Origin of the sequence: Halolamina salifodinae (assembly GCF_017874235.1) — an archaeon.
GTDB lineage: Archaea > Halobacteriota > Halobacteria > Halobacteriales > Haloferacaceae > Halolamina > Halolamina salifodinae.
Genome location: NZ_JAGGLC010000001.1, coordinates 1 through 24973, shown reverse-complemented (window position 1 = coordinate 24973; position 24973 = coordinate 1). Strand labels below are relative to the sequence as shown.

Genomic DNA, 24973 nt, shown 5'->3' with positions numbered 1-24973 from the left:
CCGTTATGCCCCCTCCCCGGAAGAGCGTTGCGCGAGCGGGGTGGAAGTGGTCCGGTAGCTGCTGGACGGTTCGTGGTCCGGTTCCTCGTCGCCGCTGGCTGCCCGACGGAACGCCGAAAGCGTCGACAGAACGGCCTGCCCACGGGCCGCGACCACGTCGTCGCCGGCCTCCTGCGCGTTCTGGGTCGCGCGACGGAGTCGTCCCTCTCCGTCGCCGTTGACGAACGCAGCGGCTCGGTCCAGTTCCTTCATCGCCGCCTCGGCGTCGGCGACGACGCGAGCAGGGGGATCGTCGGCGTTGTGCTCGCTGTTTCGGGGCGCACCGCCGGCCAGTCGGGCCAGCGCTCGTGCGACTGCGTCCGGGTCGGTCACGGCGACGTTGGTCCCGTCATCGTACTTGAGGATTCGCCCCTGTCGATGCCGAGAACGGCTGTTCCCCGGCTTTCGTCCGGCGGCGGATTCCGTCGGGACCCGAAGCCTCATAAGAGTCAGCCGCGTACAACCCGCCAATGAGCGATACGGTTGACGACGTCGAACTCCCGTACGAGGAGACGGCGTCGCAACAGGAGAAGATCGAGTCCCTTCGCGACCGCCTCGAGGATCTGGAGGACCAGAACGAGCAGATGCGTGACAGCCTGCTCGACGCCAACGCCGAGAACAACAAGTTCCAGCAGAAACTCGAGCGGCTCTCCCACGAGAACGAGAAGCTCAAGCAGTCGCCGCTGTTCGTCGCGACGGTTCAGGAGATCAACGACGACGGCGTCGTGATCAAGCAGCACGGCAATAATCAGGAGGCCTTGACCGAGGTCACCGACGAGATGCGCGAGCAGATCGAACCCGACGACCGTGTCGCGGTCAACAACTCGCTGTCGGTCGTTCAGAAGCTCACCCGCGAGACGGACGTGCGGGCCCGCGTGATGCAGATCGACCACTCGCCGGACGTGACCTACGGCGACATCGGCGGCCTCAAAGGGCAGATGCGCGAGGTCCGGGAGACGGTCGAACTCCCGCTCCGCCAGCCCGAGACGTTCGACAAGGTCGGCATCCAGCCCCCGAGTGGCATCCTGCTCCACGGCCCACCCGGGACCGGGAAGACGATGCTCGCCAAGGCCGTCGCCAACGAGACCGACGCGAGCTTCATCAAGATGGCCGGCTCCGAACTCGTCCACAAGTTCATCGGCGAGGGCGCGAAGCTGGTGCGTGACCTGTTCGAGGTCGCCCGCGAGAACGAGCCTGCCGTCATCTTCATCGACGAGATCGACGCCATCGCCTCCAAGCGGACCGACTCCAAGACCTCCGGCGACGCCGAGGTCCAGCGGACGATGATGCAGCTACTCTCGGAGATGGACGGCTTCGACGAGCGCGGGGACATCCGCATCATCGCGGCCACGAACCGCTTCGACATGCTGGACGAGGCGATCCTCCGACCGGGCCGCTTCGACCGCCTGATCGAGGTGCCCAAGCCCGACGCCGCGGGTCGCGAACTCATCTTCCAGATCCACACGCGCGACATGAACGTCGCCGACAACGTGGACTTCTACGCGCTCGCGGAGATGGCCGAGGACGCCTCCGGCGCCGACGTGAAGGCGATCTGTACGGAGGCGGGGATGTTCGCCATCCGCGACGACCGCACCGAGATCACGCGGCGGGACTTCGAGGCCGCCTGGGAGAAACTCCAGCAGAGCGAGACGGTCGAGGCCGGCGAGTCGCCCGCGTTCGCCTGATCGGCAGGCCCCCTGACGCCAGCGCAGGCAGCCGGATTTTTGCTTCTTCGCTCCCAGCCGAGTAGCGATGGTCGAAGCGCTCTCGGCCGCCCAGCAGCAGGTCGCCCAGTTCCTCGACGACGCGCTGTTCGCGCTCCTCGCACTCGCCGAGGAGTCGGATATCGACGCCGGCGCGGCGCTGGCGACGTCACTCTCGAAGTACGAGGACCGGATTACCGACACCGGCGACGCCGGATCGGGCGCTTAAAGCAGGGTGAAAATTGCGGTCGGAACCGCGAACAGAAGCACCGTCATCGCCAGCAGGATCAGGCCGTAGCCGCCGAGTGCGCCGGCCAGCGCGCGCCACGAGGGGTGGTCGATCTCCATACCGATCGGCCGGCCGGCCCGGACTTAGTTCTGCGGGGTTTCAGCCGATGTAGCGTAGTTCCTCCTCGCCGGGGCCGGCGCCGCCGCCACTCTCCTGCATCTGCTGGATCTTGCCGACGACCTCCTCCATCTCCTCGGCGCGCTTCTCCAGCGCGGCGAACTCGACGCGGAAGTCGAGTTGCTGTTCGAGCGTCTCCAGCACCGCCTTCGCGCTCTTGGGGTCGACGAGGTAGCCGCTGGTCTCGCCCATCAGGCAGGCCACGTCGAAGCCGCGTCGGCCGCCGAGGCCGAGCAGCAGGCCCGAGACGCCGACGATGCCGCCCGCTGGCTCGTCGCCGCGGAACTCCACGCCGGCGTCCGAAAGCGAGTCGGTCAGATCGGCATCGCTAACGGCGCCGAGGACGTTGTGCTCCTCGATGAGTTCGCCCGTCGGAACGCCGCCGAGCGCGTAGGCCTCCTCGACGCCGAACTCCTCGGCCACGTCGAGAAACGCCTCAGTTAGCTGGTAGTGGCCCTTGTTGCTCCCGGCCTGATGGTTGCCGGTGAGCACGAGTAGATCGCGGTCGGTCGGGACGGTCCCGTGCTCCTTGTCTTTCTCCTCTTCATCCGCTTTCTCGGCTTCGTCCCCCTCGTCGGCGTCGCCGCCGTCGGGGAGTGCGTCGTCCTCAGCGTCCGCATCCGCTCCCTCGTCATCCTCCTCGTCCTCGATCTCGGTCGGGGTCGGCGAGGAGAGGTCGACGGCGTGGAACGAGGCGCAGGTCAGCGAGGCGACGCCGTCGTCGTCGACGTCGACCTGCGGGGGGAACTCGTCGGCGTACACGCGACGGACGAGCGTGCTCTCGAACTCCTCCAGCAGGTGCTCGGCGGCGAGTTTGCCGACGTGCCCGACGCCGGGCAGTCCCTCGACCAGTACGGGGTCCCGGAGGTCGGGGTCTGCGAGCGTCTCGATGTCGATGGGATCCATATCCGCGAATGGTCCTCCGTCGGGTAAAGGTGCGTCGAAACGTGCCCTGTCAGGCGGTGTCAGGGCCGTCGTCGCGGGCCCGCCGCCGGTATTTGCCGTACGGGTCCGCGGGGTCGAACGGCGCGGGCGAGGCGTTGACAGCCTCGGCGCCACAGTCGGGACAGCGGTCAGAAAGGGTATAGACGGGACGGTCGTGTTCGCCTGACTCGCCTGCTCGGTCCGACTCGTCTTCGGACGCCCACGCCGAACAGACGTGGATGTCCGATTTCGTCATTCGTCGTCTTCGCGGCGTTCGCGGTGGTACTCGGCGGTGCCGCTGAGCGCCTCGATGGCCTCCTTCGCGCGGGCCGCCGCAGCCTCGAGTTCGGCCTCCGCGGCCTTGTAGTCGGGCGCCTGCACCTCGATGCGGTACTCCGGCGCGCCGACGTAGGAGACCGAGAGTTCGACCTCCTCGGGGATGTCGTGGTCGTCGCCGTCGCCCTCGGCGGCACGCAGCGCCTCCTTCACGTCGTCGACGCCGGCGGGGGCCGGCGAGCGGATGTCGACGTAGCCGGTGACGTTGACGTACGGCACCGAGACGTTCTCGCGGGCGGTCTGGACGATGGCCTGTGCGTCCTCGTCCGCGAGGTCACAGTCCTCCAGTGCCTCCATCCCGTGGACGGCGGCCTCCTCGAAGGCGGCGTACAGCGAGTCGTACGCCTCGAGGAGCGCTTCCTCGACGTCCTCACGGTCGTGGTCCTCGCCGAAGGCCAGTTCCATCCACTTGTCGACCTTCTGTTGGTTCTTCCAGCGCTGGATCGTCTCCTTGCGCTGGTGCTCGTTGACGTCCTTCAACGAGAGGTCGACCTGCTGGGCGGACTCGTCGACTTCGAGCACTTTGGCGACGACCGTACGGCCGACGCTGACGTGGTCGCGGACGTTCTTGATCCACCCGGAGGCGACCTCCGAGATGTGGACCAGCCCGCGGTGCTCGTAGCCCTCCATGTCGACGAACACGCCGAAGTCGGCGATCTCGTCGACCGTGCCGACGACGAGTTCGTCCGGCTCGGGCCACTCGTTCCCCGCCATCAGGTGTTATCGCGCCTCGACGACGTCGGTGACTTCGCCGTCGATGTCGGCCTTGCCGCCGGTGGGCGTCGCCAGCGTGGTACCACAGACGGCGCAGTTGACCGTCGTGGACGCCTTCTGGAAGACGACCTGTTCGTTCTCGCAGTCCGGACAGACCACAGTGAGGAAGCTCCCGGTCATTCCTGGAACTCCAGGCGGCCGGTACGCCACCCTTCTCGCATGTGGGCCTTGTTGCAGTCCGAGCAGATGTACTTCAGGTGGGTCTTCTTGGTCGGCTTGTCGCCGGACGGGACCTTCGAGAACTTCCCCGTGTTCCCGATGACCTTCTTGCCGCGCTTCTGCTGGCGGGCGGCCCACTTCATCCCGGTCTGGCGGCCGGATCGAACCTTCTCGACTTCGTGTTCGTGGTGGGCGTCACAGTGCGGACAGTACGTGTTCATGCGGCGTGGCATCTCCATGGATATTCGCCTCTTGTCGGCGACTTCGGGAGGGCAGCTTAAAACCCGTTTGGTCTACACCGACAGCTGACCGAAGTGATTAAGGACCAAACAGCCGAACCTCGGGCCCATGAAGCAGCTGATCGTCCACGGCGACCCGGGAATCCGTCGCGACGCCGTCATCGAGTACGACGGCGAAGAGCTGGTCTGTTTCGGCATCTCCCGACAGGGAGACTGGCACGGCCCCGACGAACCGCAGCTCTGGTGCACGGTCGGTACCGAGGACGAACGCGAGCAGTACGACAAGCGGCAGTACGTCCCCCACTGGCTCGACACCGAGAGCGTCGACGCCGAGGACGTCGAAGTGCTCAGCGAGAAGAAGCCGCTGAACGTCTAAGCCGACTACGGCGCGTGACCTGTCGTCGGTGCCGTCCGACGACTACGGAGCCCGATGCCGTAGTCGTGTGAAAAGCCTCGCGCGACCGGTCGTCGACGACGGTCGACGGCACAGTTTTCTCCCGACCGCTTACTCCGGTAGCTCCGACTCCCGAACCTCGTAGATCACGACGTTCCCCTCGACGAACACTGGCTCGTAGCCCGCCCGCTCGTTGAAGTTCACCAGATCACTCCCGTAGCGGTTGCGCTCGGCGGTGCCGACCCAGACGTAGTCGACGCCGTGGTCCCGGATCAGCGACGCCGCCTGCTCGGGCGATCCGGTGTAGAGCGCATCGACGGCGCCGACGCGTGCATGGTAGGCCTCGGGCCCGCGGTAGCCGATCTCGTGGGCCCAGCCAGCGACCGTCGGCACCCCGGTCAGGCTCGACGCGATGGAGGCCTCCCAACTGTACATCCCGGGGTTGCTCCCGGTACCGGGCGCCGAGACGATCACGGTGTCGCCGTCAGCGTTCCGGTCCAGCCAGTCCACCGCGTTGAGTTCGCTCTCGTCGTACCAGCCCGGCATCTCGGTGGCGTCGAGGGTCGGCTCGGCGTCCGTGCTGAAGTGCCCCGAGAGCGCGAAGCCGCCATACAGCGAGGTGAACACCACCAGCACCGCGACGCCGACCGGCGCGACCTTCCCCCAGTCGACGGTGGGGGCATCCACGCCCTCGGTCGCTCGATTGGCGCGAGCCAGCAGCCCCGCGGCGGCGGCGCCGGCGCCGACGCCCCAGAACACCCAGACCTGCATGTACGTCTTGAACACCGTGTTCATCCGGAGCGGCCCGGCCTGCTCGTTGACGTAGACGAACTCCACGATGGTCACCAGCCCCGCGCCGGCGATGATCAGCACCGTCTCGTAGCCGGCGTCGTCAAACCGAAGCAGCGCCCAGCCGACCACCAGCAGCGGCAGGGTGAACCCGAGTACGTCCAGCGGGAGCACGATGGCGACGGCGCCGACGAGGGCGGTAGCGACCGCCAGCATCGCGCGGCGCCCGCGCTCCACACGCGAGAGGAGGAACGCGCCGAACAGCAGGAGGAACGCGCCGTGGACCGCGAACAGTTCGAAGAGGCCGCTCCGGGCCGCCGCGGGGAACAGTTCGATTGTGCGGCTGCTCCCGCCCGTCGTCCGGGTCAGGAACGGGATCGCGAGTACCGCGGCGACGGCGGTGAGCCCGCCGGCGATAGCCAGCGGGACGAACAGCCGTTCTAGCTCCTCCAGCGTGCGTCGGGTGGCGGACTCCGGACCGCCGTCGGGGTCAAGCTGATCGGCGAGACTGTTGTGCAGTCGCTGGACCTGGCCAGCAGCGCCCTCCGGGAGCAGGCTCCTCGCGCTCGCGGGCGCCAGTGCCAGCGCGAGATAGGTAATTCCGAAGACGGAGGGGAAACTCCACGTGCTGGTGACGATCTGGAACAGTCCCAGGAGGGGGACGACGGCCAGCAGGCCGAGGCGTCGACGCCGCTGGGCGGCCGGCGTCCGGAACAGCGCGAAGCCGATAGCCGCCGCGAGCAGCAGGAACGGCGTGCCCATCATGTGGGCGTGCATGTCGCCGTTGAGCCACGCGAACAGCGGGAACTCGTTGATCGTCGGATACGTCCCGCCGTCGAGGCTGTCGGTGATCACCCGGCTGGCGTCCCAGTAGCTGAACCCCTCGCCCGACAGCGAGAGCGAGCCGTAGCGGTCGACCAACCCCTGCCAGAGGTCGGCTGGCGGGAGGCCGACGAGAAAGCCCAGCGCGATCCGGCCGGCCGTGGCCAGATTGCTCGCGAAGCCGACGAAGAAGGCCGCGAACGCGCCGCCGGTGACGGGATTGACGTCGTTGTCGGCCGCGACGTTGGCGGCGAGGTCGTAGGCTGCGGTCACCAGCATCGCGTAGAACCCCGCGAGCGCGAGGTTGTACGCGAGTTCGGGCACGGTACCGGTCAGGTACGTCAGGATCGCGGCGAGCAGGTGGCCGCCGTAGTAGTACTGCACCGGCTTCCCCGCGAACCAGAAGTCCTCCGGCGGGAGCGTCCCCGAGCGCAGCAGCGTCCGGAGCATCCCGTAGTCCAGGTACTTCTCGCCGCCGGCCGCGTGAACCGCCGGGTCGGCGCTCCGGATCGCGACGAGGAAGAGGAACGCCGCGACGAACACCACCGCCGTCTCGGCGATTGCGCGGCGGTTCACTCGGATGTCCTCGGCGAGCAGAAGCTCCCGATCCCGGAGCGCCGCTCTGTCGAGGCCCAGCGCGGCGGCGACGCCGACGAGGACGGCGACGCCGACGAACACCGTCAGCGGGCCGAACGAGAGCTTACCCAGCCAGTACACCGGGAGCCAGATGGCCAGCAGCGCGAGGGGGAGTGCGAACCCCACCCCGCCGCTCCGGAGCCGGCCGAACAGCCGGGCGGCGAGGGGGTAGCCCAGTACCGCCAGCCCCGCGAAGATGACGAGCCACACGAGCACGGCGAGATACTGCATCGGGAACACTCGCGGTCCGAGTCGGGAAACGCCTTTCGGGTGGGACTGAACAGTAGATCTGACCCCCTATTTGGATAGGGCGTGGGTCCACCGAACGCCGACTTTTCGTACTGTAGGCACCATCTCCCGCGGGAACCGTGCCACGTGGAGGGATTCCGGAACTGCGAAGAAATCTTTCGGATCAAAAAACACCTCGGGGGGTGATGCGTAACGTTCATGGGTGTAACGAGCCGAGGTAGAGGTACGAGCTACGAATGGCCACACTCGAAATCAACAATCTGCACGCGCAAGTCGCGGAGAACGGAGAGCGCATCCTTCGTGGGGTCGACCTGACGGTCGAGTCCGGGGAGATCCACGCGCTGATGGGCCCCAACGGGTCCGGGAAGTCCACGACCGCCAAGGTCATCGCCGGCCACCCGGCCTACGAAGTGACCGAGGGTGAGATCCTGCTCCACCTCGACGACGAGGACGTCGCGGACGTCGACGCCGACGAGGACGAGCTGTCCTGGAGCCTGCTCGACCTCGAACCCAACGAGCGGGCCGCGCTGGGGATCTTCCTGGCGTTCCAGTACCCCGCCGAGATCGAGGGCGTCACCATGACGAACTTCCTCCGTCAGGCGCTCAACGCCAAATTCGAGGAGCGAGCAGAGCTCTTCGAGGACGAGGAAGCAGCGGAAGCCGAAGACGAGGAAGAAGGCTACGAGACCTCCCCGATGGAGGGCCCCGCCGACGAGGGCGAGGTCGGCGTCGCCGAGTTCCAGCAGATCCTGAGCGAGAAGATGGAGCTGCTGGACATGGACGAGTCGTTCGCCCAGCGCTACCTCAACGCCGGCTTCTCCGGCGGCGAGAAAAAGCAGAACGAAGTGCTGCAGGCGGCGATCCTGGAGCCCAGCATCGCGGTGCTCGACGAGATCGACTCGGGGCTCGACATCGACCGCCTCAGCGACGTGGCACAGGGCATCGAACGCCTGCGCGACCAGCAGGGCACCGGCGTCCTGCAGATCACCCACTACCAGCGGATCCTCGACTACGTGGAGCCCGACCGGGTCCACGTGATGCTCGACGGCGAAGTCGTCATGGACGGCGACGCGGAGCTCGCCGAGAAGCTCGAGGAGAAAGGGTACGACTGGGTGCGCGAGCAGGTCTACGAGACGGCTTAAACCATGAGTTCAGACCAGGACCACCTACAACAGACCGACACCGAGGAGCGCTTCGACTTCAAGAAGGACTCCGAGGCCGCCTACGCGGCGGACAAAGGGCTGACCGAGGACACGATCCACGCGATCTCCGACGACAAGGACGAGCCCGACTGGATGCGCGAGCGCCGCCTGCGCGCGCTCAAGCAGTTCCAGGCCATGCCGATGCCGACCGACTGGCCGGGCCAGCCTGACCTCTCGGAGATGGACATCAACGAGATCGTCCCGTACATCCGACCGGACATCGAGACCCGCGGCGGCGTCGATGACTGGACGGACCTGCCGGACGACATCAAGGACACGTTCGACAAACTGGGCATCCCGGAGGCCGAGAAGAACGCCCTCTCGGGCGTCGGCGCCCAGTACGAGTCCGAAGTCGTCTACCAGAACATGCTGGAGCGGTGGGAGGACAAGGGCGTCATCTTCATGAACATGGACCAGGCGGTCCAGGAGCACGAAGAGATCGTCAAGGAGCACTTCATGACGAACTGCGTCCCCCCGAGCGACAACAAGTTCGCGGCGCTTCACGGCGCCATCTGGTCGGGCGGCTCGTTCGTCTACGTCCCCGAGGACGTGACGGTCGACATGCCCGTGCAGGCGTACTTCCGGATGAACACGGAAGGGATGGGCCAGTTCGAGCACACGCTCATCATCGCCGAAGAGGGCTCGGAGGTCCACTACATCGAGGGCTGTTCGGCCCCGAAGTACTCCGCGTTCAACCTTCACTCCGGCGGCGTCGAAGTGTTCGTCGGCGAGAACGCCCACGTCCAGTACTCGACCGTGCAGAACTGGTCGAAGAACACCTACAACCTCAACACCAAGCGCGCGCTCGTCGAGCAGGACGGGCGCATGGAGTGGATTTCGGGCTCGATGGGCTCGAAGGCGACGATGCTCTACCCCTCGACGGTGCTGAAGGGGCGCGGTGCATCTGACAACCACATCACCATCGCGTTCGCGGGCGAGGGCCAGAACATCGACACCGGTGCGAAGGTCTACCACAACGCCCCGGACACGAAGTCGACCATCGAGTCGAAGTCGATCAGCAAGGACGGCGGCCGCACGAACTACCGCGGTCTCGTCCACATCGCCGACGGCGCCGAGAACTCCTCGACGGCCGTCGAGTGTGACGCGCTGATGTTCGACAACGAGTCGACCTCCGACACGATGCCGTACATGGAGATCAACGAGTCGAAGGTCGACGTGGCCCACGAGGCGACGGTGGGGAAGATCGGCGACGAGGACATCTTCTACCTCCAGACCCGTGGACTCGACGACGACGACGCCAAACAGATGATCGTCTCGGGCTTCATCGAGCCGATCACGGAGGAGCTCCCCATCGAGTACGCCGTGGAGCTGAACCGACTGGTCGAACTCGAGATGGAGGGGAGCCTCGGATAATGAGCGCGACACTCAAACAGGGCCTCACCGAGGAGACCGTCCGAGAGCTCTCGGACGCCCGCGACGAGCCCGAATGGCTGCTGGAGCGCCGCCTCGAGGCGCTCGCTTCGCTCGACGACCTCGACCTGCCGGACGTCATCCAGACGCCCGGGCGTCGGTGGACGAACCTCACCGACCTACAGTTCGACAGTCTCGTCGACCCGCTGAACCAGTCCGACGAGACCGAGCGCGTCACGGCCGAGGGCGTCGAAGTCCTCGACTTCGAGACCGCGCTCGACGAGCACGAGGACCTCATCCGTGAGGAACTCGGCGCAACCCTCGACCCGCAGAGCAACTACCTCACCGCGCTGTCGGCGGCGCTGTTCACGACCGGCACGCTGATCTACGTCCCCGAGGGCGTCGACGCCGAGGACGTGAAGATCCGAACCGAGATGCGCTCGGACTCCCTGTTCAGCCACACGCTCGTGGTGACCGAGGAGAGCGCGTCCGTCACGATTCTGGAGGCCATCGGCGACGAAGGCTCGCCGGTGACGGCAACCGGCGAGGACGAGGGCCCGGCCGCGGACGACGAGGGGCGCTACTTCAGCAACCTCGTCGAAGTCGCTGCGGGCACGAACTCGAACGTCCAGTTCGGGTCGCTGCAGGACCTCTCGGAGGACGCCTACTGCTACACGCTCAAGCACGGCATCGCCGGGGACCACGCCACGATCAACTGGATCGAGGGCAACTTCGGCACCCAGATCACGCGATCCGACGTCGAGACGGAACTCAACGGCGAGGGCAGCGAGTCCCAGATCGTGGGCTCCTTCTTCGGCCACGAGGACCAGCACTTCGACGTGAACGCGCGCGTCTGGCACAACGCCGAGCACACCACCGCGGACCTCGTGACCCGCGGCGTGCTCGACGACACGGCCCGCTCGGTGTACGAGGGCGTTCAGGACGTCGGCCGCGACGCCTGGGACACCTCATCCTACCAGCGTGAGAACACCCTGATGCTCTCAGACGAGAGCGAGGCCGACGCCTCGCCGAAGCTGATCATCAAGAACCACGACACCGAGGCCAGCCACTCCGCGACGGTCGGGCAGGTCGACCAGCAGGACATGTTCTACATGACCTCCCGGGGCATCAGCCCGGATCAGGCCCGGAACATGCTCGTGGAGGGCTTCTTCGTGCCCGTCCTCGAGGAGATCGCAGTCGAGGAGTTCCGCGACGATGTCGAGGCGCTCGTGCAGGAACGCCTCGCGTAAGCGGTCTCCGACGCGGCCGCGGCTCACGCCGCGCTTCTCTCTCTGCGGTTCTCCGTTCTCCACTATTTCCAGTCACTTCTCCAGCGACGCTCAGACGATCAGCGTAATCAGATACATCGCCCCGATCCCGACGAGCAGCGCGCCGAGTTGGGTCGTCGTCGCCGCGCTGCCCGCCCGGACCTCCGGCAGTAGGTCGGCTCCGGCGACGTAGAGGAAGTTCCCGATAGCCAGCGGGAGCAGCACCGTCATCACGCCCTCGACCGCGGCGAACTGGATCACGGCGACGGCCCCGGCGAAGCCAAAGAGGTTGGTGAGGACGTTGATCCCGACCGCGCGCCACTCGTCGATCCCGGCCTGGAGCAGTGCGCCGAAATCGCCGAGTTCCTTCGGGATCTTGTGGACCCCGACCGAGAGCGTCGCCGCCATCCCGACCGAGGGCGAGGCGTAGAACCCGCTCGCGACGACGATTCCGTCGACGACGTTGTGGATCCCGTCGCCGACCACGAGCGTCGCGGAGAACGCCTCGTACTTGCGGTCGCGGGAGCGCCGGTGGACCGCCTCCTCGAGCACGTACGACCCGGCGACCCCGAGGCCGGCGAGCAGCCCTGCCCGCTGGCTGAACCCGAACTCGGCGGCGAAATGCGGGATCAGGTGGACCAGCGCGCCGCCGAAGATCACCCCGGCCGAGAGCGGTGTCAGGTAGCGCTGCCACGCATCGAGATTGCCGCCCGCAAACGCGATCAGGAGGGCGCCGCTCGCGGAAAGCAGGCTCAGGAGCAGGAGGCTGCCGAGGATGGTCGCTGGCTCGTTCACGACTCCTCGTGAACATCACGACCGCGTCGGGTAACGGTACCGGCTGCCTAGCTGAACAGCTTCTCGCGCTCGATCTGGAGCCTGAGGAACGCCGGGATCGCCACCAGCGCCAGCAGGATCTCGGCGCCGCCGGCGAAGCCGAAGGCGGCGGGATACCCGAAGTCATCCGCGATCAGTCCCCCGCCGACGACGCCCGCGAGGAAGCCCAGACTGCCGGCGATGTTGAACCCCGCGAGCGCGACGCCGCGCTCGCCCGTCGGCGCGAGGTCGACGACCAGCGCCATCGTTGCCGGCGCCATCAGCGCGCCGAGCACGCCGACGGCGACCATGCCGAACTGGACGGCAAACAGCGCGTCGTCCCGGGACGGGAACCACCCCTCTGCGGCGCCGATTCCGAGTACGACGACCCCGTAGAACGCCGAACCGACGACGATGGGGACGGTCCGGCCGAAGCGGTCCGAGAGCCGGCCGAAGGGGTACTGGAGCAGGCCGAAGGGGGCGAAAAACAGCGCCAGCGTGAGTCCCGTCTCTGCGGGCGAGAGTTCGAACGCGGTCCGGAAGTAGACGGTGCCGACCAGCGCGAAGAAGCCCGCAGTCATGCGGTCGGCGAAGCCGAAGGCGAACGGGACCGCCAGTGAGGGGGTCCGCCGGAGCGCGCCGATGGCTTCGCGGAACCCCTCGTGTTCTCCCGCCGGAGCGCGGTCGGCGACCAGCAGCGTCGCGGCGCCGACACAGACGAGCAGGCCCGCGCCGGTCCAGAGCGGGACGAACGGGCCGACCGAGTAGAGTTGGCCACCGAGGGGCGCACCCAGCGCGGTTCCGAGGCCGATAGCGATGCCGGCGGCTCCCATGTTCCGGCCGTTCCCCTCCCCAAGGTCCGCCAGCATCGACATCGCGAGCGAGAACGCGCCGACAGTGGCAGCGCCCTGCAGGAACCGAACGAGGAGCACGAGCCAGAACGCCGGCTGCGTCGGGCCGAGCAGCGCGAGCACGCCGTAGCCCACCGCGCCCAGCACGGCGCCGCCGGCGACGAACGGAATCCGCCGGCCGACGGTGTCGCTGGCGGCGCCCCACACGCCCGCGGCGAGTGCGAACGCGGCGAACTCCGCGGCGAGGAACCACGTGCTCGCGTCGAGATAGTTCCCGCTTCCGAGCCCCATCGCGGCCACCAGCCGGTCGACCCCGGGGTAGAGCAGCGTCTGGGAGAGCATCACCGCCCAGACGACGAGTGCGAGTGCGGTCCGGTCGCGGGAGGACACGCGGGGTCGTTCGGACTCGGTGGGCTTCCGACTTCCGGGTTCGGCCGACCCCACCCCGCGAAGGGCCGGGCTTAAGTCCCTCCCTCACCCAGTCGGGACTGATGAGGACGGTACCGGTCGCCAGCGGAGGGTGGTCGCGGTGAGCGTCGACCAGCGGGTCGACTCCGACCACCAGCTCGCCCGCCTGCTCCAGATCGGGGTGGTGCTGGAGGAGGTCGTCGAGGCGCGCGCGTATCGCCACTACCAGAGTCTCGCGGAGGAGGATCGCGACCTCGAAGCCGACGTGGAGGCCCTGCTCGAGGACGCCGCCGAGGAGTCGGCCCGCCACCGCGAGCAACTGGAGGAACTCGTCGACGAACTCGACGCCGAGTCGATCCCCTTCGAGGACGTCGAGGCGCTCGTCGAGGCCCGCTACGGCCGCACCAAGCCCGAGGACTTCGACGGCGTGCTGTACGATCAGCTCTGTAACGAGGAGACGGCCTACAAGTTCTACGACGACCTGATCGACGCTATCGAGGCCAGCGACGCGGCGTTCTCGGTCGACCGCGAGCGCGTGATCGCCGTGCTGACGGAGATCCGCGACGACGAGGCCGAGGGCGTCGAGGAAGTGACCCGGATCATGGAGGCTCGCGAATGAACACGGCCAATCAGTATCTGAAAGCCATCTACCTGGTCCAGCGCACGGACGACGGCCCCGCCGCCACCGGCCGGGTCGCGGACTCGCTCGACGTGAGCCCCGCCAGCGCCAACGAGATGATCGGCAAACTCGAAGAGCGCGGGCTGGCCGAACACGAGAAGTACAAGGGCGTCTCCCTGACTGACGAGGGAATCGCCCGCGCGGAGAGCGCGCTCCAAACGTACTGCATCATCGAGCGCTTCCTCGCGAACGTGCTCAGCGTCGAGGAGTTCCGCGAGGAGGCCCGCCAACTGGAGTCGGTGATCGACGAGACGGTCGCGGACCGACTCGACACGATCATCGACCGCGCCGAGGAGTGTCCGGACTGTTTCGACGCCGAGGCCGACGCGTGTTGCTACCTCGCGGGGACGTGCGAGCAGGGGTCGGACTGAGACGGTAATACTCTTGTACGGCGCGCTGCTTGCTTCGAGTGCAGTTCCGTGGTGTAGTGGCCAATCATATGGGCCTTTGGACGTGTTCAGTTCGATCTGGCACGAGGGAAAGCCCATGACGGCGGTTCGAATCCGCCCGGAACTATCCTGCGAGGAACGAACGTGACGAGCGGATAGTCCTCACGGTTCGAACCCAGAGGACGAGAGGATTCGAGTCCTCGCGGTTCGAATCCGCCCGGAACTATCTTCGATCTAACACCTCTGTCGGCGCCCCCAAGTAACACCCACGTCAGCGCGCACTCAAGTTCCTCCAGCGCCTACGAGGGGTATGGCTGATCCAACACCGACGCCGGGCATTCATCACGTCACGTGCGTCGCCGGCGACCCGCAGCGCAACCTCGACTTCTGGGTCGAGACGCTGGGGCTCCGCCTCGTGAAGCGATCGATCAATCAGGACGACCCGGGCACGTACCACTTCTTCTTCGGTGACGCCGAGGGGACGCCGGGGACGAGCATGACGTTCTTCCCGTGGGAGGATCTGCCCCAGGGGAAGGTCGGCTCCGGGCAGGTCTCCCGTGTGGGCTTTCGCGTGCCCGAGGGGAGCCTCGAGTTCTGGGAGGAGCGCTTCGACGAGCACGGCGTCGACTACGACGACCGCGTCGAGCGGTTCGGCGGCGAGGCGCGGAGCGCCTCGGAAAAAGCGAGCGGCGATCAGCCGCGAGCAGAGACAGTCCTCCCGTTCCGTGACCCCGACGGCCTCCCCGTGGAACTGATCGAGAGCGACATCGGCGACGACGACCCGACGACAGCGTGGACGGAGTTCGTCCCGGCGGACGCCGCAATCCGCGGCTTCCACTCGGTGACGCTCTGGCTGGCCGACCCGGACCCGACCGAGGAGCTACTGGAGACGATGGGGTTCGAGAACGTCGGCACCGAGGAGGCCGAGGGCGACACGCCGGGTGACCAGCGCACCCGCTTTGCCGCCGAAGGGCCGGTCGGGAAGTACGTCGACGTGGTGCCGACGATTCAGGGCGGCCGGAACGGCCATGGGACAGTCCACCACGTCGCGTTCCAGACGCCCAGCGACGCGGATCAGGAGGCGATGCGCACGGCCGTTCGCTCGCGCGGACTCAACCCGACCCAGCAGATCGACCGCCACTGGTTCCGCTCGGTCTACTTCCGCGAGCACGCCGGCGTGCTGTTCGAACTCGCGACCAACGGCCCGGGCTACGACACCGACGAACCGCTCGAGGATCTGGGCGGTCGACTCGTGCTGCCCGGGAAGTTCGCGGACCGCCGCGAACAGATCGAGGCGAACCTCCCCGACGTGACGATTCCGCGCGCGGAGCGCACCGAAGCCGACGACTAGGTCCGCGCCCGTTTTCTGCTGCTTTTCGACGCCCTGTAGCGTCAGCGTCGTCGACGCTCCCGCCGCAGTCCGTCGATTCTGATCCCAACCGATCCCGGTGCCGCATTAATGAAGAAGAATTCTCTTCGAACGCTCTTCTTGTTTGCTTCTCCGCCACTATTTTCACGTGTCGGTCAGAACACGCGTCCACTATGCCGGGTCGAACTGATTCGTTCGTTTGGGTCGCCGTGTTCGCGCTCCTGTTGGCGCTGGCCATCCCGTGGTTCCTCTGGGACGTCTCGACCGTCGTCGTCGGGTTGCCAGTGTGGCTCTGGTGGCACATCGGCTGGATGGTGCTGGCTGCGGCCGTCTTCGCCGTCTTCACCCAGCGAGGCTGGGGCGTCTGGATGGGGGGATGGTCAGCATGATCCAGTCGTCGACGACCACGCTCCAGTCGGCGGTGACGATCCAGATCGGGATCGTCGTCGCCTACCTCCTGCTCGCGCTGGGGGTGGGGCTGGTCGCCTACCGACTCACCGACCGCACCGCCGAGGACTACTACCTCGCCTCGCGCACGCTGGGGACCGTCGTGCTCCTGTTCACCACGTTTGCGACCCTCCTCTCGGCGTTCACGTTCTTCGCCGGGCCGAACATCGCCTACGGTCTCGGGCCGGAGTGGATCCTCGTGATGGGACTGATGGACGGGCTGATCTTCGGCGTGCTCTGGTACGTCGTCGGCTACAAGCAGTGGCTCGTCGGGCAGGCGTACGGCTATGTCACGCTGGGTGAGATGCTCGGCGACCGGTTCGGGTCGCCCGCGCTGCGAGCGCTGGTCGCCGGCGTCTCGCTGTTCTGGCTGTTCCCCTACGTGATGCTCCAACAGGTCGGCGCCGGCGGTGCGCTCTCGGCGCTGACCGACGGCGTCGTCCCCTACTGGGCCGGCGCGGGGCTGATCACGGTGTTCATGATCGGCTACGTCGCGCTCTCGGGGATGCGCGGCGTCGCGTGGACCGACACCCTGCAGGGCCTGTTCATGCTCACGATGGTCTGGGCGGCGTTCGTCTGGGTGCTCTCGGCGGTCGGCGGCATCGGCGCCGCCACCGACGCGCTGGCGTCGACGAACCCGGAGTTCCTCGCCCTGGGTGACGGCACCGCCTCGCCATCGCTGTTCGGCGGCGGCGCCTACTCGCTGCCGTGGATGCTCTCACAGGCCATCGGCATCGCGTTCGGCGTCGCGATGTTCCCGCAGGTGAACCAGCGGTTCTTCGTCGCGAAATCCGAGACGGTGCTCAAACGGACGATGGCACTCTGGCCAGTCGTCGTGCTCCTCCTCTTCGTCCCGGCGTTCATGCTCGGCGCGTGGGCGGCGGGACTGGGCGTCCCGATGCCCGAGAGCGGCAACATCCTCCCGGGGGTGCTCGCGGAGTACACCCCGACGTGGTTCGCGGCGCTGGTGGTCGCCGGCGCGATGGCGGCGATGATGTCCTCCTCGGACTCGATGCTGCTCTCCGGGTCGTCGTACTTCACGCGGGACCTCTATCGGCCGTTCGTCAACGCCGACGCGAGCGAGCGCCGCGAGGACCTGATCGCCCGGATCGGCGTCGCCGTGTTCGCGACGCTCGCGTTCCTCGCCAGCCTCTACAACCCCCCATCGCTGTTCGTCATCGGCGACACCGCGTTCGGCGGCTTCGCCCAGTTGGCCCCGCCAGTCATCGTCGCGCTCTACTGGTCGAGAACCACGCTATCGGGGATGCTCGCGGCGATCCTCGGCAGTCAGCTGTTCTACATGGTCACGACGTTCACGCCCCCCGCGGGCGAGACGGCGACGGTCTGGGGCGTCGTCGTCCCCGGCGTGATGGAGACGTTCGCCGGGTGGTCGTCGTCGGTGGTCGGAATGCTGGTCGGCCTCGTGCTGGTCGTCGGCGTCTCGGCGCTCACCGACCCAGCGGTCGCCGAGCAGCCGTCAGTGATGCAAGGTCCCACAGACGACTGAGAATCTCCGAAATCAGTCCCGCCGCCACGCCTCCCGCAGGAAGACGACCACGCCGCCGAACATCGCGAGGTTGCCGAAGAAGGCGAGTCGCTCGCCGCTGGCGTCGTCCTCCTCCGCGTTCCAGAAGTCGTGCATCGTCGTCGTGACGACGGCGAGGAACCCGGCTGCCGCGGCCGTCGCCAACCGCGGGAGTCGCCAGAGCGCGATGCCGAGGCCGGCGACGACCATCGTCGCCGACGCCAGCGGCGCGAGCGTCTCGGGCATCGGCGCGCCGGCGGACTCGGCGTAGTCGATGGTGTCCTCCATATCTCGGAAGTCCTCGGAGGCCTGTAGCGCGAGGCCCAGTCCGAGCGCGACGCGGCCGAGGCGTGCGGGTGATCTGTCGGCGTCGTCCGTTTCTGTCATGCGTGGGTAGTTTCCACCGGACGCCTCAAAAGCGTGTCTGCGGGACTGATCTTGGGCGAGAACAGTCGGATCGTCGATTCTTGGATGTGGCTCTGATCGCCGGTTAGGCGGAGTAGCTGTTTGTCGGCGGAGAATACGATGGGACGAACCGACAACTAATGGTTTGTTTCTACCAGACAGAAAACATATAGATCCGAACGTTCTTTCACCATGACTACTATACGACGAATATGGTCGACGCAACCATCGACGTGATCCATCGCGGTGGGCTAAAGTGCGACCTTAACTACCTCATCCAAGGCAACACGCTCGGGAGCCACGACGAGCCGAACCCCGACACCGATTACGAGGAGATCCCGGTGTGGAACCTCGTCATCGACCATCCCGAGGCGACGATCCTCTGGGATACGGGCAACCACGAGGACGCACTCGACGGCCACTGGCCGGAGGGGCTGAAACAGGGGTTCTACCCCCACGACGTGCGGGAGCACACGCTGGAAGGTGACCTCGCTGACGCCGGCTACAGCCTGGACGACATCGATGCGGTGTTCCAGACCCACCTGCATCTCGACCACGCCGGCGGCCTCCACCACTTCGATGGGACGGACGTACCGGTGTACGTCCACGAGAAGGAACTCAAGTTCGCGTACTACTCCGAGAAGACTGACAAGGGCAGCGCGGCGTACATCCTGGAGGACTTCGACCACGACCTGAACTGGCAGGTCATCCACCAGGACCGCGAGACCCACTTCGAGGACATGGAGTTCATCCGACTCCCCGGCCACACGCCCGGACTCACTGGGACAATGATCCACCTCGACGACCACGGCACGCTGGTGTTCGCGGGCGATGAGATCTATCAGTCGGTCAACTACGACGACGAGGTGCCGCTGGGTGCGGGCCTGCTGTGGGGGAGTCAGGAGTGGTTCGACAGCCTCCAGACGCTGAAGGAACTCGAACGCTACCACGACGCCGAGGTCGTCTACGGGCACGACCCCGAGCAGTTCGAGGAGATCCGGTCGGGGTGGTCCTGAATGAGCTACGACCGTTCCATCTCCGCGGACAGCCGGACGCTCTCCCCCGAAACCGTCTGGCATATCGACATGCCGGAGATCCGGTTCGGGCGCGACGCCGTCGAGGAACTCGCCTTTCAGCTACGGGATCTGGGCGTCGACGGGGCGGCCCGCGGCCTCGTCATTACCGACACAGGGATCACCGATGCGGGCCACGCCGACCGCGTCGTCGACCACCTCGAAGCGGCCGGCCTCGATGTGGACCTCTACGACGACTCGGAGCGGGAGCCCTCCATCGGAGCCATCGAGGACTGCCTCTCCTTTGTCCGGGACCACACCGACGACGGCTACGACTTCTACGTCGGTCTCGGCGGGGGGAGCTGTATGGACACCGCGAAGGCCACACGGGCGATCATCGCCAACGGCGGGAGCCCGCTGGACTACATCGCTGAACCGACCGGCGAGGGCCAGAGCCTCACCGAGTCCGGGCCGCCGCTGGTGTTACTGCCGACGACGGCCGGCACCGGTGCCGAAATCTCGCCGGTCGCCATCCTCTCGGTGCCGGAAAAGGAGATCAAGGAGGCGATTTCGAGCAACCACGTCCGGGCCGACGCTGCCGTCCTCGATCCGACGCTGACGACGACGCTCCCGCCGGACCTCACCGCCCGGACGGCGATGGACGCGCTGGGCCACGCCATCGAGGGGTACACCACCCACGAGTACGACTCGCTGCTCCGCGCCGAGGACCCCGCCGAACGACCCGTCTATGCTGGCCGCACCGAACTCACCGAGATGTTTTCGGAGAAGGCCATCCGCCTGCTTTCGGGGAGTGCCCGTACCGCCGTCCACAACGGCGACGATCTCGACGCCCGCGAGGACATGCTGTTGGGCGCGCTGTTCGGCGCTATCTCCGGGCTCACGGCCGGCGCGAGCCTCTGTCACGCGATGGCGTATCCGGTCGGAAACAAGTATCACAGCTACCACGGCGAGACCATCGCCGCCCTCACGCCCGCGAGCACAATCGACTACAACTCCCCGAGCGACCCCGGACGCTTCGCCGAAGTCGCGGAGATATTTGGCGTCGACACGGCGGGGATGACCGACCGCGAGGCCGCCGACGCGCTCAAGCAGGAGTACATTCAGCTCCAGAAGGATCTGAACGTCCTCCCCAGCGGCCTCACCGAACTCGCGGGCATCACCGAGGAGGACGTCGACTGGCTCGCCCAGCAGACCGTCGACACGCAGGAACGCCTGCTCCGGTGTAACCCCCGCCCGGTGACCAAAGAGGACGTGGCGGACGTGTTCCGCGACGCCTTGCACAACTGGGAAGATTGAACAGTCCCGACCAACAGCCATGGACGCGATAAACCCCGCGACGGGCGAACGAATCGCGACCTACGAACCGGACTCCGCGAGCGACATCGAGGCCACGCTGGCTCGCGCCGACGACGCGTTCGCGGACTGGCGCGAGCGACCCATCCGCGAGCGCGAGGAACTGCTCGCCGCGGCCGGCGACGTGCTCCGCGAAAACAAGCGGAAATACGCCGAGTTGATGACCGAGGAGATGGGCAAACCCATCTCGCAGGCCGTCTCGGAAGTCGAGAAGTGCGCCTGGATCTGTGACCACTACGCCGAGCACGCCAGCGCGTATCTCCAGCCAGACGGCCACCCGGCCCCACCGGGGGCGAACGTGGAGACCGTCTACGACCCACTCGGTCCGGTGCTGGCGGTGATGCCGTGGAACTTCCCCTTCTGGCAGGTGTTCCGCTTTGCCGCACCGTATCTCACGGCGGGCAACGTCGGCCTGCTGAAACACGCCTCCAACGTCCCCGGCTGTGCGACGGCCATCGAGGAGGTGTTCCGGGAAGCGGGCTACCCCGAGGGCGTTTTCCAGACGCTCCTGATCGGCTCCGAGGCCGTCGACGACGTGCTCGCCGACGACCGCGTACGTGCGGCGACGCTCACAGGCAGCGGGCCCGCGGGCCGCGCCGTCGCCGCGACGGCCGGCGAGAACCTCAAGAAGACCGTACTCGAACTCGGCGGGAGCGACCCGTTCGTCGTGCTTGACGACGCCGACCTCGACGAGGCAGCCGAGACCGGCGCGTGGGCGCGCAACCTCAACGGCGGCCAGTCCTGCATCGCCGCCAAGCGCTTCGTCGTCCACACTGACGTGTACGACGCGTTCATCGACCGACTCGTGGAGGAAGTCGAGTCGCTCACCGTCGGCGACCCGACCGACGGGGCAACGGATGTCGGCCCGCAGGCCAGCCCGGACCTGATGGACGACCTCCACGAGCAGGTCCAGCAGTCCATCGACGCCGGCGCAACCGTCCTGACCGGCGGCGGCCCACTCGACCGCGATGGGGCGTTCTACGAGCCGACCGTGCTGGCAGAGGTGCCCGAGGGCTGTCCCGCCGACAGCGAGGAGCTATTCGGGCCGGTCGCCGCCGTGTTCGAAGTAGAGAACGAAGCCGAAGCAATCGAGAAGGCCAACGACACCGAGTTCGGTCTCGGTGCCAGTGTCTGGACCGAGGACCGTGATCGCGGGCGCCGGGTCGCCCGGCAGATCGACGCTGGCTGTACCTACGTGAACCAGTTGGTGAGGTCCGACCCGCGCGTGCCGTTCGGTGGTGTCGGCATCTCCGGATACGGGCGCGAACTCTCGGAGGCCGGCATCAAGGAGTTCGTCAACCGCAAGACGCTCTGGGTGGAGTAGCGGACCGGGGTCTCGCCTCAATCCTGTTTCGTCGACGGTCGAGCCGTCGATGATCCGGCCTTCAGGCCACTTCGAACGTGATGCGCTCCTCGTCGCTCCCCTTCGTCTCCCGACCTGTAACTGTCACCTCGCCGATCTCCTCGGTGTTCGAGACGTGCGTGCCCGCACAGGCGGTGCGGTCGAAGGGTTCTGAACCGTCGTTGGGCTCGCCCTCCGCGGCTCCCTGTGCCGCGGAGCGCCCACCGATTTCGACGATCCGGATCTCCGTGATCGAGTCGGGTAGCAGCGAGAGCCGGGTTCGTTCGGGGTCGAGTCGCTCCTCCGCCTCCTCGCGGTCGAGCACGTACCAGTCGACAGGCCGGGCCTGCTCGACCAGTTCGTTCATGCGGCGCTCGATATGCTGGAGTTCGTCGTCGTGGAAGCGCTCGTAGGCGCAGTCGAGGGTGGCCTTGTGGGCTCGGACCTGATTCCCGGTGGTCTCGGCGTCGTACTCGTTCAGCAGCAGCGCCGACAGCAGGTGCTGGGCCGTGTGGTAGCGCATGTGGCTGTGCCGGCGCTCCCAGTCGAGTTCGCCCGTGACCGTCGATCCGGCTTCGGGGAGCTCATTCTCGTCGACGCCTTCTCCGGGTTCGAGATAGTGATGAATCCCGTCGTGTTTCTGCACGTCGACGACGTCCCACTCGCGGCCTTCCTCGTCGCGGATCGTCCCGTGGTCCGCTGGCTGACCACCGCCCTCGGGGTAGAACTGCGTCCGGTCGAGCACCACGCGGTCGTCGCTGACAGTCCGTTCCACGGTCGCCTCGAACTCCCGGACGGTGGCGTCCTCGAGGTAGGATTGCTCGGTCATACGGGGGCGGAGCAGCGCGACGCACCTAACGGTTCGGTAGCCGGCGATTCGGTCGTTCTCCGTCCCGCAACGACTAAGAACGGAACGGCCGTCCTTTCAGGTAATGAACTACGTACGCCGCACGACCGAGCACGGGGGACCAGTATGGGCGTCGAAATAAGGGACGCGCCCGTCTCCGCCGAAGAGTTCGCCGCGATGGAGGAGTTCGTCCACGACTACCTCGCGGCCAGCGTCGAGAGCGAGGACGACGGCGGCCGGATGCGCTGGTACCCGTGGCACTCCGCGGACTACCGCTTCAACCACATCCGGAACGTCGTCGAGATCGGCACCGACATCGCGGAGAAAGAGGGCGCGAACGTCCACGTCGTCCGCGTCGCCGCGGTGTTCCACGACGTCTCCAAACTCGAGGCCGAACAGGACCGCCACGCCGCCGCGGGCGCGCAGGTGGCCCGCGAGTACCTGAACAGCCGCGGTGACTTCCCGGACTCGTTCATCGACGAGGTCTGTAACGTCGTCGCGGACCACTCCTACCAGGGGCCGCTCTCGGACGTCTCACTTGAGACCCAGTGCCTGATCGAGGCCGACGTACTCGACAAGGTCGGCGCCAACGGCACCGTCCTGATGCTGCTCCGGATGGGCTACGAGGCCCGGACCCACATGGACGCCGCGGAGATGGTCGACCGCGTGCTCGAACGCGGTGAGGAACACACCGAACGTGTCGACAGCGACACCGCGGAGTCCATCGCCCACCAGCGACTCAAGCGCGTGAAGTGGTTCCGCGAGTGGCTGGAGGCGGAGGTCGCGGGGATCAGCGAGGAGAGCCGGACGATGGAGTTCTGAGCGGCGGAGCACGCCGCCTTCGGGCCGGTTTTAGAGCGTGTCGAGCACGTCCAGAACGGTCTCCTCGTTCTCGCGTCCGGGGTCGTACTCGGCGCCGTCGCGGTCGCTCTCGCGGTGTTCCTCGACGGACCGGGCCATCGCTTCCTCGAGCGGCGTCGACTCCCAGCCGAGATCGGCCAGTTTGTTCACGTCGAGCAGGTGCGGGTAGTCCCGGTAGAGCACGAAGTCCTCGGGTGAGAGCCCCGCGGCCGCGAGTTCGTTCTCGCCGGCGGTGACCACCTCGATGTCGGTGTCCATCGCGTCGGCGATGAGTTCCAGCATCTCCTCCAGTGTGACGGCGCGCTGGTCCCCAACGTTGTAGAACCCCCCGGGCTCCCCGTTCTCGGCGACGACGCGGAGCGCCTTCGCCACGTCCGGGGCGTACGCGCGGTGCCAGAGGTTCTGGCCGTCGCCGGGGACGACCACGCGGTCGTGGCTGTCAACGCGGTCGAGCCAGTAGTCCATCCGCTCGGTGTAGTCGTACGGGCCGTAGACGATGCACGGCCGGATGGACATCGCGTTGACGCCTTCCTCGGCGGCCTCGACGATCTTCCGGTCGCCCTCGGCCTTGCGGTTCCCGTAGGTCTCGCCGGCGTCGTCGACGGCCTGCTCCTCGGTGCAGGGCCGCATCGGCGTCGCGTCCTCGCGCTTCGGGATCTCCTCCTCGCCGTAGGCGTCGCCGGAGGAGATGTAGACGTACCCCTCGACGTCGGTGAAGAGGTCGGTCGCGATGTCGACGTCCGCGGGGTAGTAGGCGACGCAGTCGATGACGATGTCGGGCCGGACGGAGAGTTTGGCGGCTTTGAGGTCGGTCTCGTCGCGCCGGTCGCCCTCGACGTGGTCGACGCCCTCGCGGGTGGCGAAGGGGTTGTCGTGGTTCCCGCGGTTGAAGATGGTGACGTGGTAGTCGTGATCGAGCAGTTCCTCGACGGTGTGGCGGCCGATGAACCGGGTGCCGCCGATGACGAGCGCGCTTTTGGGCATGGGTGTGGATTGGGTGGAGATGGGGAAAGCTTCCCGGAAGGCGGTTGTGGGTGCCGGGAATTTGGTTGATGGGTTTTCTGAATGGGCGTGGCTAGTTTGATCTGCCGAGGAACAGCGGCCGCGAACTGCACCGCGGAGTTCCCATGACCACTTGTGACCGCACAGCACCGCACCGCAGCCACGGCCTCCCCAGCCGATTCGCTCCCCTCCGGTCGCTCGTCCTCCGAGGGAGCGACGCTCCCTCGTGGTCCCACTCGCTTCGCTCGCGGGACCCTCGCGCGCTCGTTCGCGCCGACGCGTTGTGCGGGCGACCCGTGCGTCGCCCGCACGGCCAGCGAGAGCTTCGCTCTCGCCC

General features: G+C 67.0%; 28 protein-coding genes and 1 tRNA gene. 16 read left to right on the top strand and 13 right to left on the bottom strand.

All coding sequences use genetic code 11. The annotated features are described in order from the left end of the window. Window positions 1-3 precede the first annotated feature (3 nt). A complete protein-coding gene (locus J2753_RS00140; protein ID WP_209489266.1) occupies window positions 4-372 on the bottom strand; it encodes a hypothetical protein in 369 nt (122 codons plus the stop codon). 137 nt (window positions 373-509) lie between these two features. Between J2753_RS00140 and pan1 the strand changes: the two genes are divergently transcribed. After that, on the top strand, window positions 510-1724 hold the full coding sequence (gene pan1 / locus J2753_RS00135; RefSeq protein WP_209489264.1) for a proteasome-activating nucleotidase Pan1: 1215 nt from the start codon (window positions 510-512) through the stop codon (window positions 1722-1724). Window positions 1725-1791: 67 nt separating this feature from the next. Then, window positions 1792-1971, top strand: a complete 180-nt coding sequence (locus J2753_RS00130) for a hypothetical protein (RefSeq protein ID WP_379810774.1) — start codon at window positions 1792-1794, stop codon at window positions 1969-1971. Here the strand turns inward: J2753_RS00130 and J2753_RS14495 are convergent. Genes J2753_RS14495 through J2753_RS00105 form a run of 6 tightly spaced genes read right to left on the bottom strand, consistent with a single transcriptional unit; the run spans window position 1968 to window position 4580 of the window. Continuing rightward, window positions 1968-2090 (bottom strand): hypothetical protein, encoded by a 123-nt coding sequence (locus tag J2753_RS14495; RefSeq protein WP_281064165.1) that lies wholly within the window; start codon window positions 2088-2090, stop codon window positions 1968-1970. The genes J2753_RS00130 and J2753_RS14495 overlap by 4 nt on opposite strands. Before the next feature lie 40 nt (window positions 2091-2130). Continuing rightward, window positions 2131-3054 (bottom strand): PAC2 family protein, encoded by a 924-nt coding sequence (locus J2753_RS00125; RefSeq protein WP_209489262.1) that lies wholly within the window; start codon window positions 3052-3054, stop codon window positions 2131-2133. Window positions 3055-3103: 49 nt separating this feature from the next. After that, window positions 3104-3328 carry an RNA-protein complex protein Nop10 gene (locus tag J2753_RS00120; protein ID WP_209489260.1) on the bottom strand — a complete coding sequence of 75 codons (225 nt, stop codon included), beginning with the start codon at window positions 3326-3328 and terminating at the stop codon, window positions 3104-3106. Continuing rightward, window positions 3325-4122: a translation initiation factor IF-2 subunit alpha gene (locus tag J2753_RS00115; RefSeq protein WP_209489258.1), complete on the bottom strand. Its 798-nt coding sequence runs from the start codon at window positions 4120-4122 to the stop codon at window positions 3325-3327. Before J2753_RS00115 ends, J2753_RS00120 begins: the two co-directional genes overlap by 4 nt. 6 nt (window positions 4123-4128) lie before the next feature. Beyond that, the gene (locus J2753_RS00110) at window positions 4129-4302 is read right to left on the bottom strand and encodes a 30S ribosomal protein S27e (RefSeq protein WP_209489256.1); all 174 of its coding nucleotides are present in this window, start codon (window positions 4300-4302) and stop codon (window positions 4129-4131) included. After that, window positions 4299-4580 (bottom strand): 50S ribosomal protein L44e, encoded by a 282-nt coding sequence (locus tag J2753_RS00105; RefSeq protein ID WP_209489254.1) that lies wholly within the window; start codon window positions 4578-4580, stop codon window positions 4299-4301. Before J2753_RS00105 ends, J2753_RS00110 begins: the two co-directional genes overlap by 4 nt. A gap of 109 nt (window positions 4581-4689) precedes the next feature. Between J2753_RS00105 and J2753_RS00100 the strand changes: the two genes are divergently transcribed. Then, window positions 4690-4956: an HAH_0734 family protein gene (locus J2753_RS00100; protein WP_209489252.1), complete on the top strand. Its 267-nt coding sequence runs from the start codon at window positions 4690-4692 to the stop codon at window positions 4954-4956. 129 nt (window positions 4957-5085) lie between these two features. On the opposite strand, the gene J2753_RS00095 is transcribed toward J2753_RS00100, so the two are convergent. Continuing rightward, window positions 5086-7452, bottom strand: a complete 2367-nt coding sequence (locus tag J2753_RS00095; RefSeq protein ID WP_209489250.1) for a DUF2298 domain-containing protein — start codon at window positions 7450-7452, stop codon at window positions 5086-5088. 254 nt (window positions 7453-7706) lie between these two features. On the opposite strand from J2753_RS00095, the gene J2753_RS00090 reads away from it, so the two are divergent. Genes J2753_RS00090 through sufD form a run of 3 tightly spaced genes read left to right on the top strand, consistent with a single transcriptional unit; the run spans window position 7707 to window position 11293 of the window. Beyond that, window positions 7707-8612, top strand: a complete 906-nt coding sequence (locus J2753_RS00090) for an ABC transporter ATP-binding protein (RefSeq protein WP_209489248.1) — start codon at window positions 7707-7709, stop codon at window positions 8610-8612. Window positions 8613-8615: 3 nt separating this feature from the next. Then, window positions 8616-10046 (top strand): Fe-S cluster assembly protein SufB, encoded by a 1431-nt coding sequence (gene sufB / locus J2753_RS00085; RefSeq protein ID WP_209489246.1) that lies wholly within the window; start codon window positions 8616-8618, stop codon window positions 10044-10046. Further along, the gene (gene sufD, locus J2753_RS00080) at window positions 10046-11293 is read left to right on the top strand and encodes a Fe-S cluster assembly protein SufD (protein ID WP_209489244.1); all 1248 of its coding nucleotides are present in this window, start codon (window positions 10046-10048) and stop codon (window positions 11291-11293) included. Before sufB ends, sufD begins: the two co-directional genes overlap by 1 nt. A gap of 90 nt (window positions 11294-11383) precedes the next feature. Here the strand turns inward: sufD and J2753_RS00075 are convergent, their stop codons facing one another. Continuing rightward, on the bottom strand, window positions 11384-12106 hold the full coding sequence (locus J2753_RS00075; RefSeq protein ID WP_209489242.1) for a ZIP family metal transporter: 723 nt from the start codon (window positions 12104-12106) through the stop codon (window positions 11384-11386). Between the two features lie 47 nt (window positions 12107-12153). Continuing rightward, window positions 12154-13365 (bottom strand): MFS transporter, encoded by a 1212-nt coding sequence (locus J2753_RS00070; protein ID WP_321168757.1) that lies wholly within the window; start codon window positions 13363-13365, stop codon window positions 12154-12156. Between the two features lie 139 nt (window positions 13366-13504). Between J2753_RS00070 and J2753_RS00065 the strand changes: the two genes are divergently transcribed. The 6 genes from J2753_RS00065 to J2753_RS00040 all read left to right on the top strand — a co-directional run bounded on the left by J2753_RS00065 (window position 13505) and on the right by J2753_RS00040 (window position 17774). After that, window positions 13505-14002: a ferritin family protein gene (locus J2753_RS00065; RefSeq protein ID WP_209489240.1), complete on the top strand. Its 498-nt coding sequence runs from the start codon at window positions 13505-13507 to the stop codon at window positions 14000-14002. Further along, window positions 13999-14433 carry a metal-dependent transcriptional regulator gene (locus tag J2753_RS00060; protein ID WP_209489238.1) on the top strand — a complete coding sequence of 145 codons (435 nt, stop codon included), beginning with the start codon at window positions 13999-14001 and terminating at the stop codon, window positions 14431-14433. Before J2753_RS00065 ends, J2753_RS00060 begins: the two co-directional genes overlap by 4 nt. A 42-nt stretch (window positions 14434-14475) precedes the next feature. Continuing rightward, window positions 14476-14578, top strand: a tRNA-Gln gene (locus J2753_RS00055). Window positions 14579-14761: 183 nt separating this feature from the next. Next, a complete protein-coding gene (locus J2753_RS00050) occupies window positions 14762-15802 on the top strand; it encodes a VOC family protein (RefSeq protein ID WP_209489236.1) in 1041 nt (346 codons plus the stop codon). Window positions 15803-15993: 191 nt separating this feature from the next. Then, entirely contained in the window at window positions 15994-16209 is a 216-nt protein-coding gene (locus J2753_RS00045) for a DUF3311 domain-containing protein (protein WP_209489234.1), read from the top strand. Continuing rightward, window positions 16206-17774: a sodium:solute symporter family protein gene (locus J2753_RS00040; protein ID WP_209489233.1), complete on the top strand. Its 1569-nt coding sequence runs from the start codon at window positions 16206-16208 to the stop codon at window positions 17772-17774. Before J2753_RS00045 ends, J2753_RS00040 begins: the two co-directional genes overlap by 4 nt. 12 nt (window positions 17775-17786) lie before the next feature. Here J2753_RS00040 and J2753_RS00035 read toward each other — a convergent pair whose 3' ends face one another. Further along, the gene (locus J2753_RS00035; protein ID WP_209489232.1) at window positions 17787-18179 is read right to left on the bottom strand and encodes a DoxX family protein; all 393 of its coding nucleotides are present in this window, start codon (window positions 18177-18179) and stop codon (window positions 17787-17789) included. Window positions 18180-18409: 230 nt separating this feature from the next. Here J2753_RS00035 and J2753_RS00030 point away from each other — a divergent pair, with 230 nt between their 5' ends. Genes J2753_RS00030 through J2753_RS00020 form a run of 3 tightly spaced genes read left to right on the top strand, consistent with a single transcriptional unit; the run spans window position 18410 to window position 21908 of the window. Then, window positions 18410-19213: an N-acyl homoserine lactonase family protein gene (locus tag J2753_RS00030; protein WP_209489231.1), complete on the top strand. Its 804-nt coding sequence runs from the start codon at window positions 18410-18412 to the stop codon at window positions 19211-19213. Beyond that, complete coding sequence (locus J2753_RS00025; protein WP_209489230.1) at window positions 19214-20527, top strand: hydroxyacid-oxoacid transhydrogenase; 1314 nt, start codon at window positions 19214-19216, stop codon at window positions 20525-20527. A gap of 19 nt (window positions 20528-20546) precedes the next feature. After that, window positions 20547-21908, top strand: a complete 1362-nt coding sequence (locus tag J2753_RS00020) for an NAD-dependent succinate-semialdehyde dehydrogenase (protein WP_209489229.1) — start codon at window positions 20547-20549, stop codon at window positions 21906-21908. A 61-nt stretch (window positions 21909-21969) separates the two neighbouring features. Here J2753_RS00020 and J2753_RS00015 read toward each other — a convergent pair whose 3' ends face one another. Beyond that, a complete protein-coding gene (locus J2753_RS00015) occupies window positions 21970-22755 on the bottom strand; it encodes an alanyl-tRNA editing protein (protein WP_209489228.1) in 786 nt (261 codons plus the stop codon). Between the two features lie 144 nt (window positions 22756-22899). Between J2753_RS00015 and J2753_RS00010 the strand changes: the two genes are divergently transcribed. After that, the gene (locus J2753_RS00010) at window positions 22900-23595 is read left to right on the top strand and encodes an HD domain-containing protein (RefSeq protein WP_209489227.1); all 696 of its coding nucleotides are present in this window, start codon (window positions 22900-22902) and stop codon (window positions 23593-23595) included. A gap of 30 nt (window positions 23596-23625) precedes the next feature. Here J2753_RS00010 and J2753_RS00005 read toward each other — a convergent pair whose 3' ends face one another. Continuing rightward, window positions 23626-24618, bottom strand: coding sequence for an NAD-dependent epimerase/dehydratase family protein (locus tag J2753_RS00005; RefSeq protein WP_209489226.1), 993 nt, complete (start codon window positions 24616-24618; stop codon window positions 23626-23628). Window positions 24619-24973 lie beyond the last annotated feature (355 nt).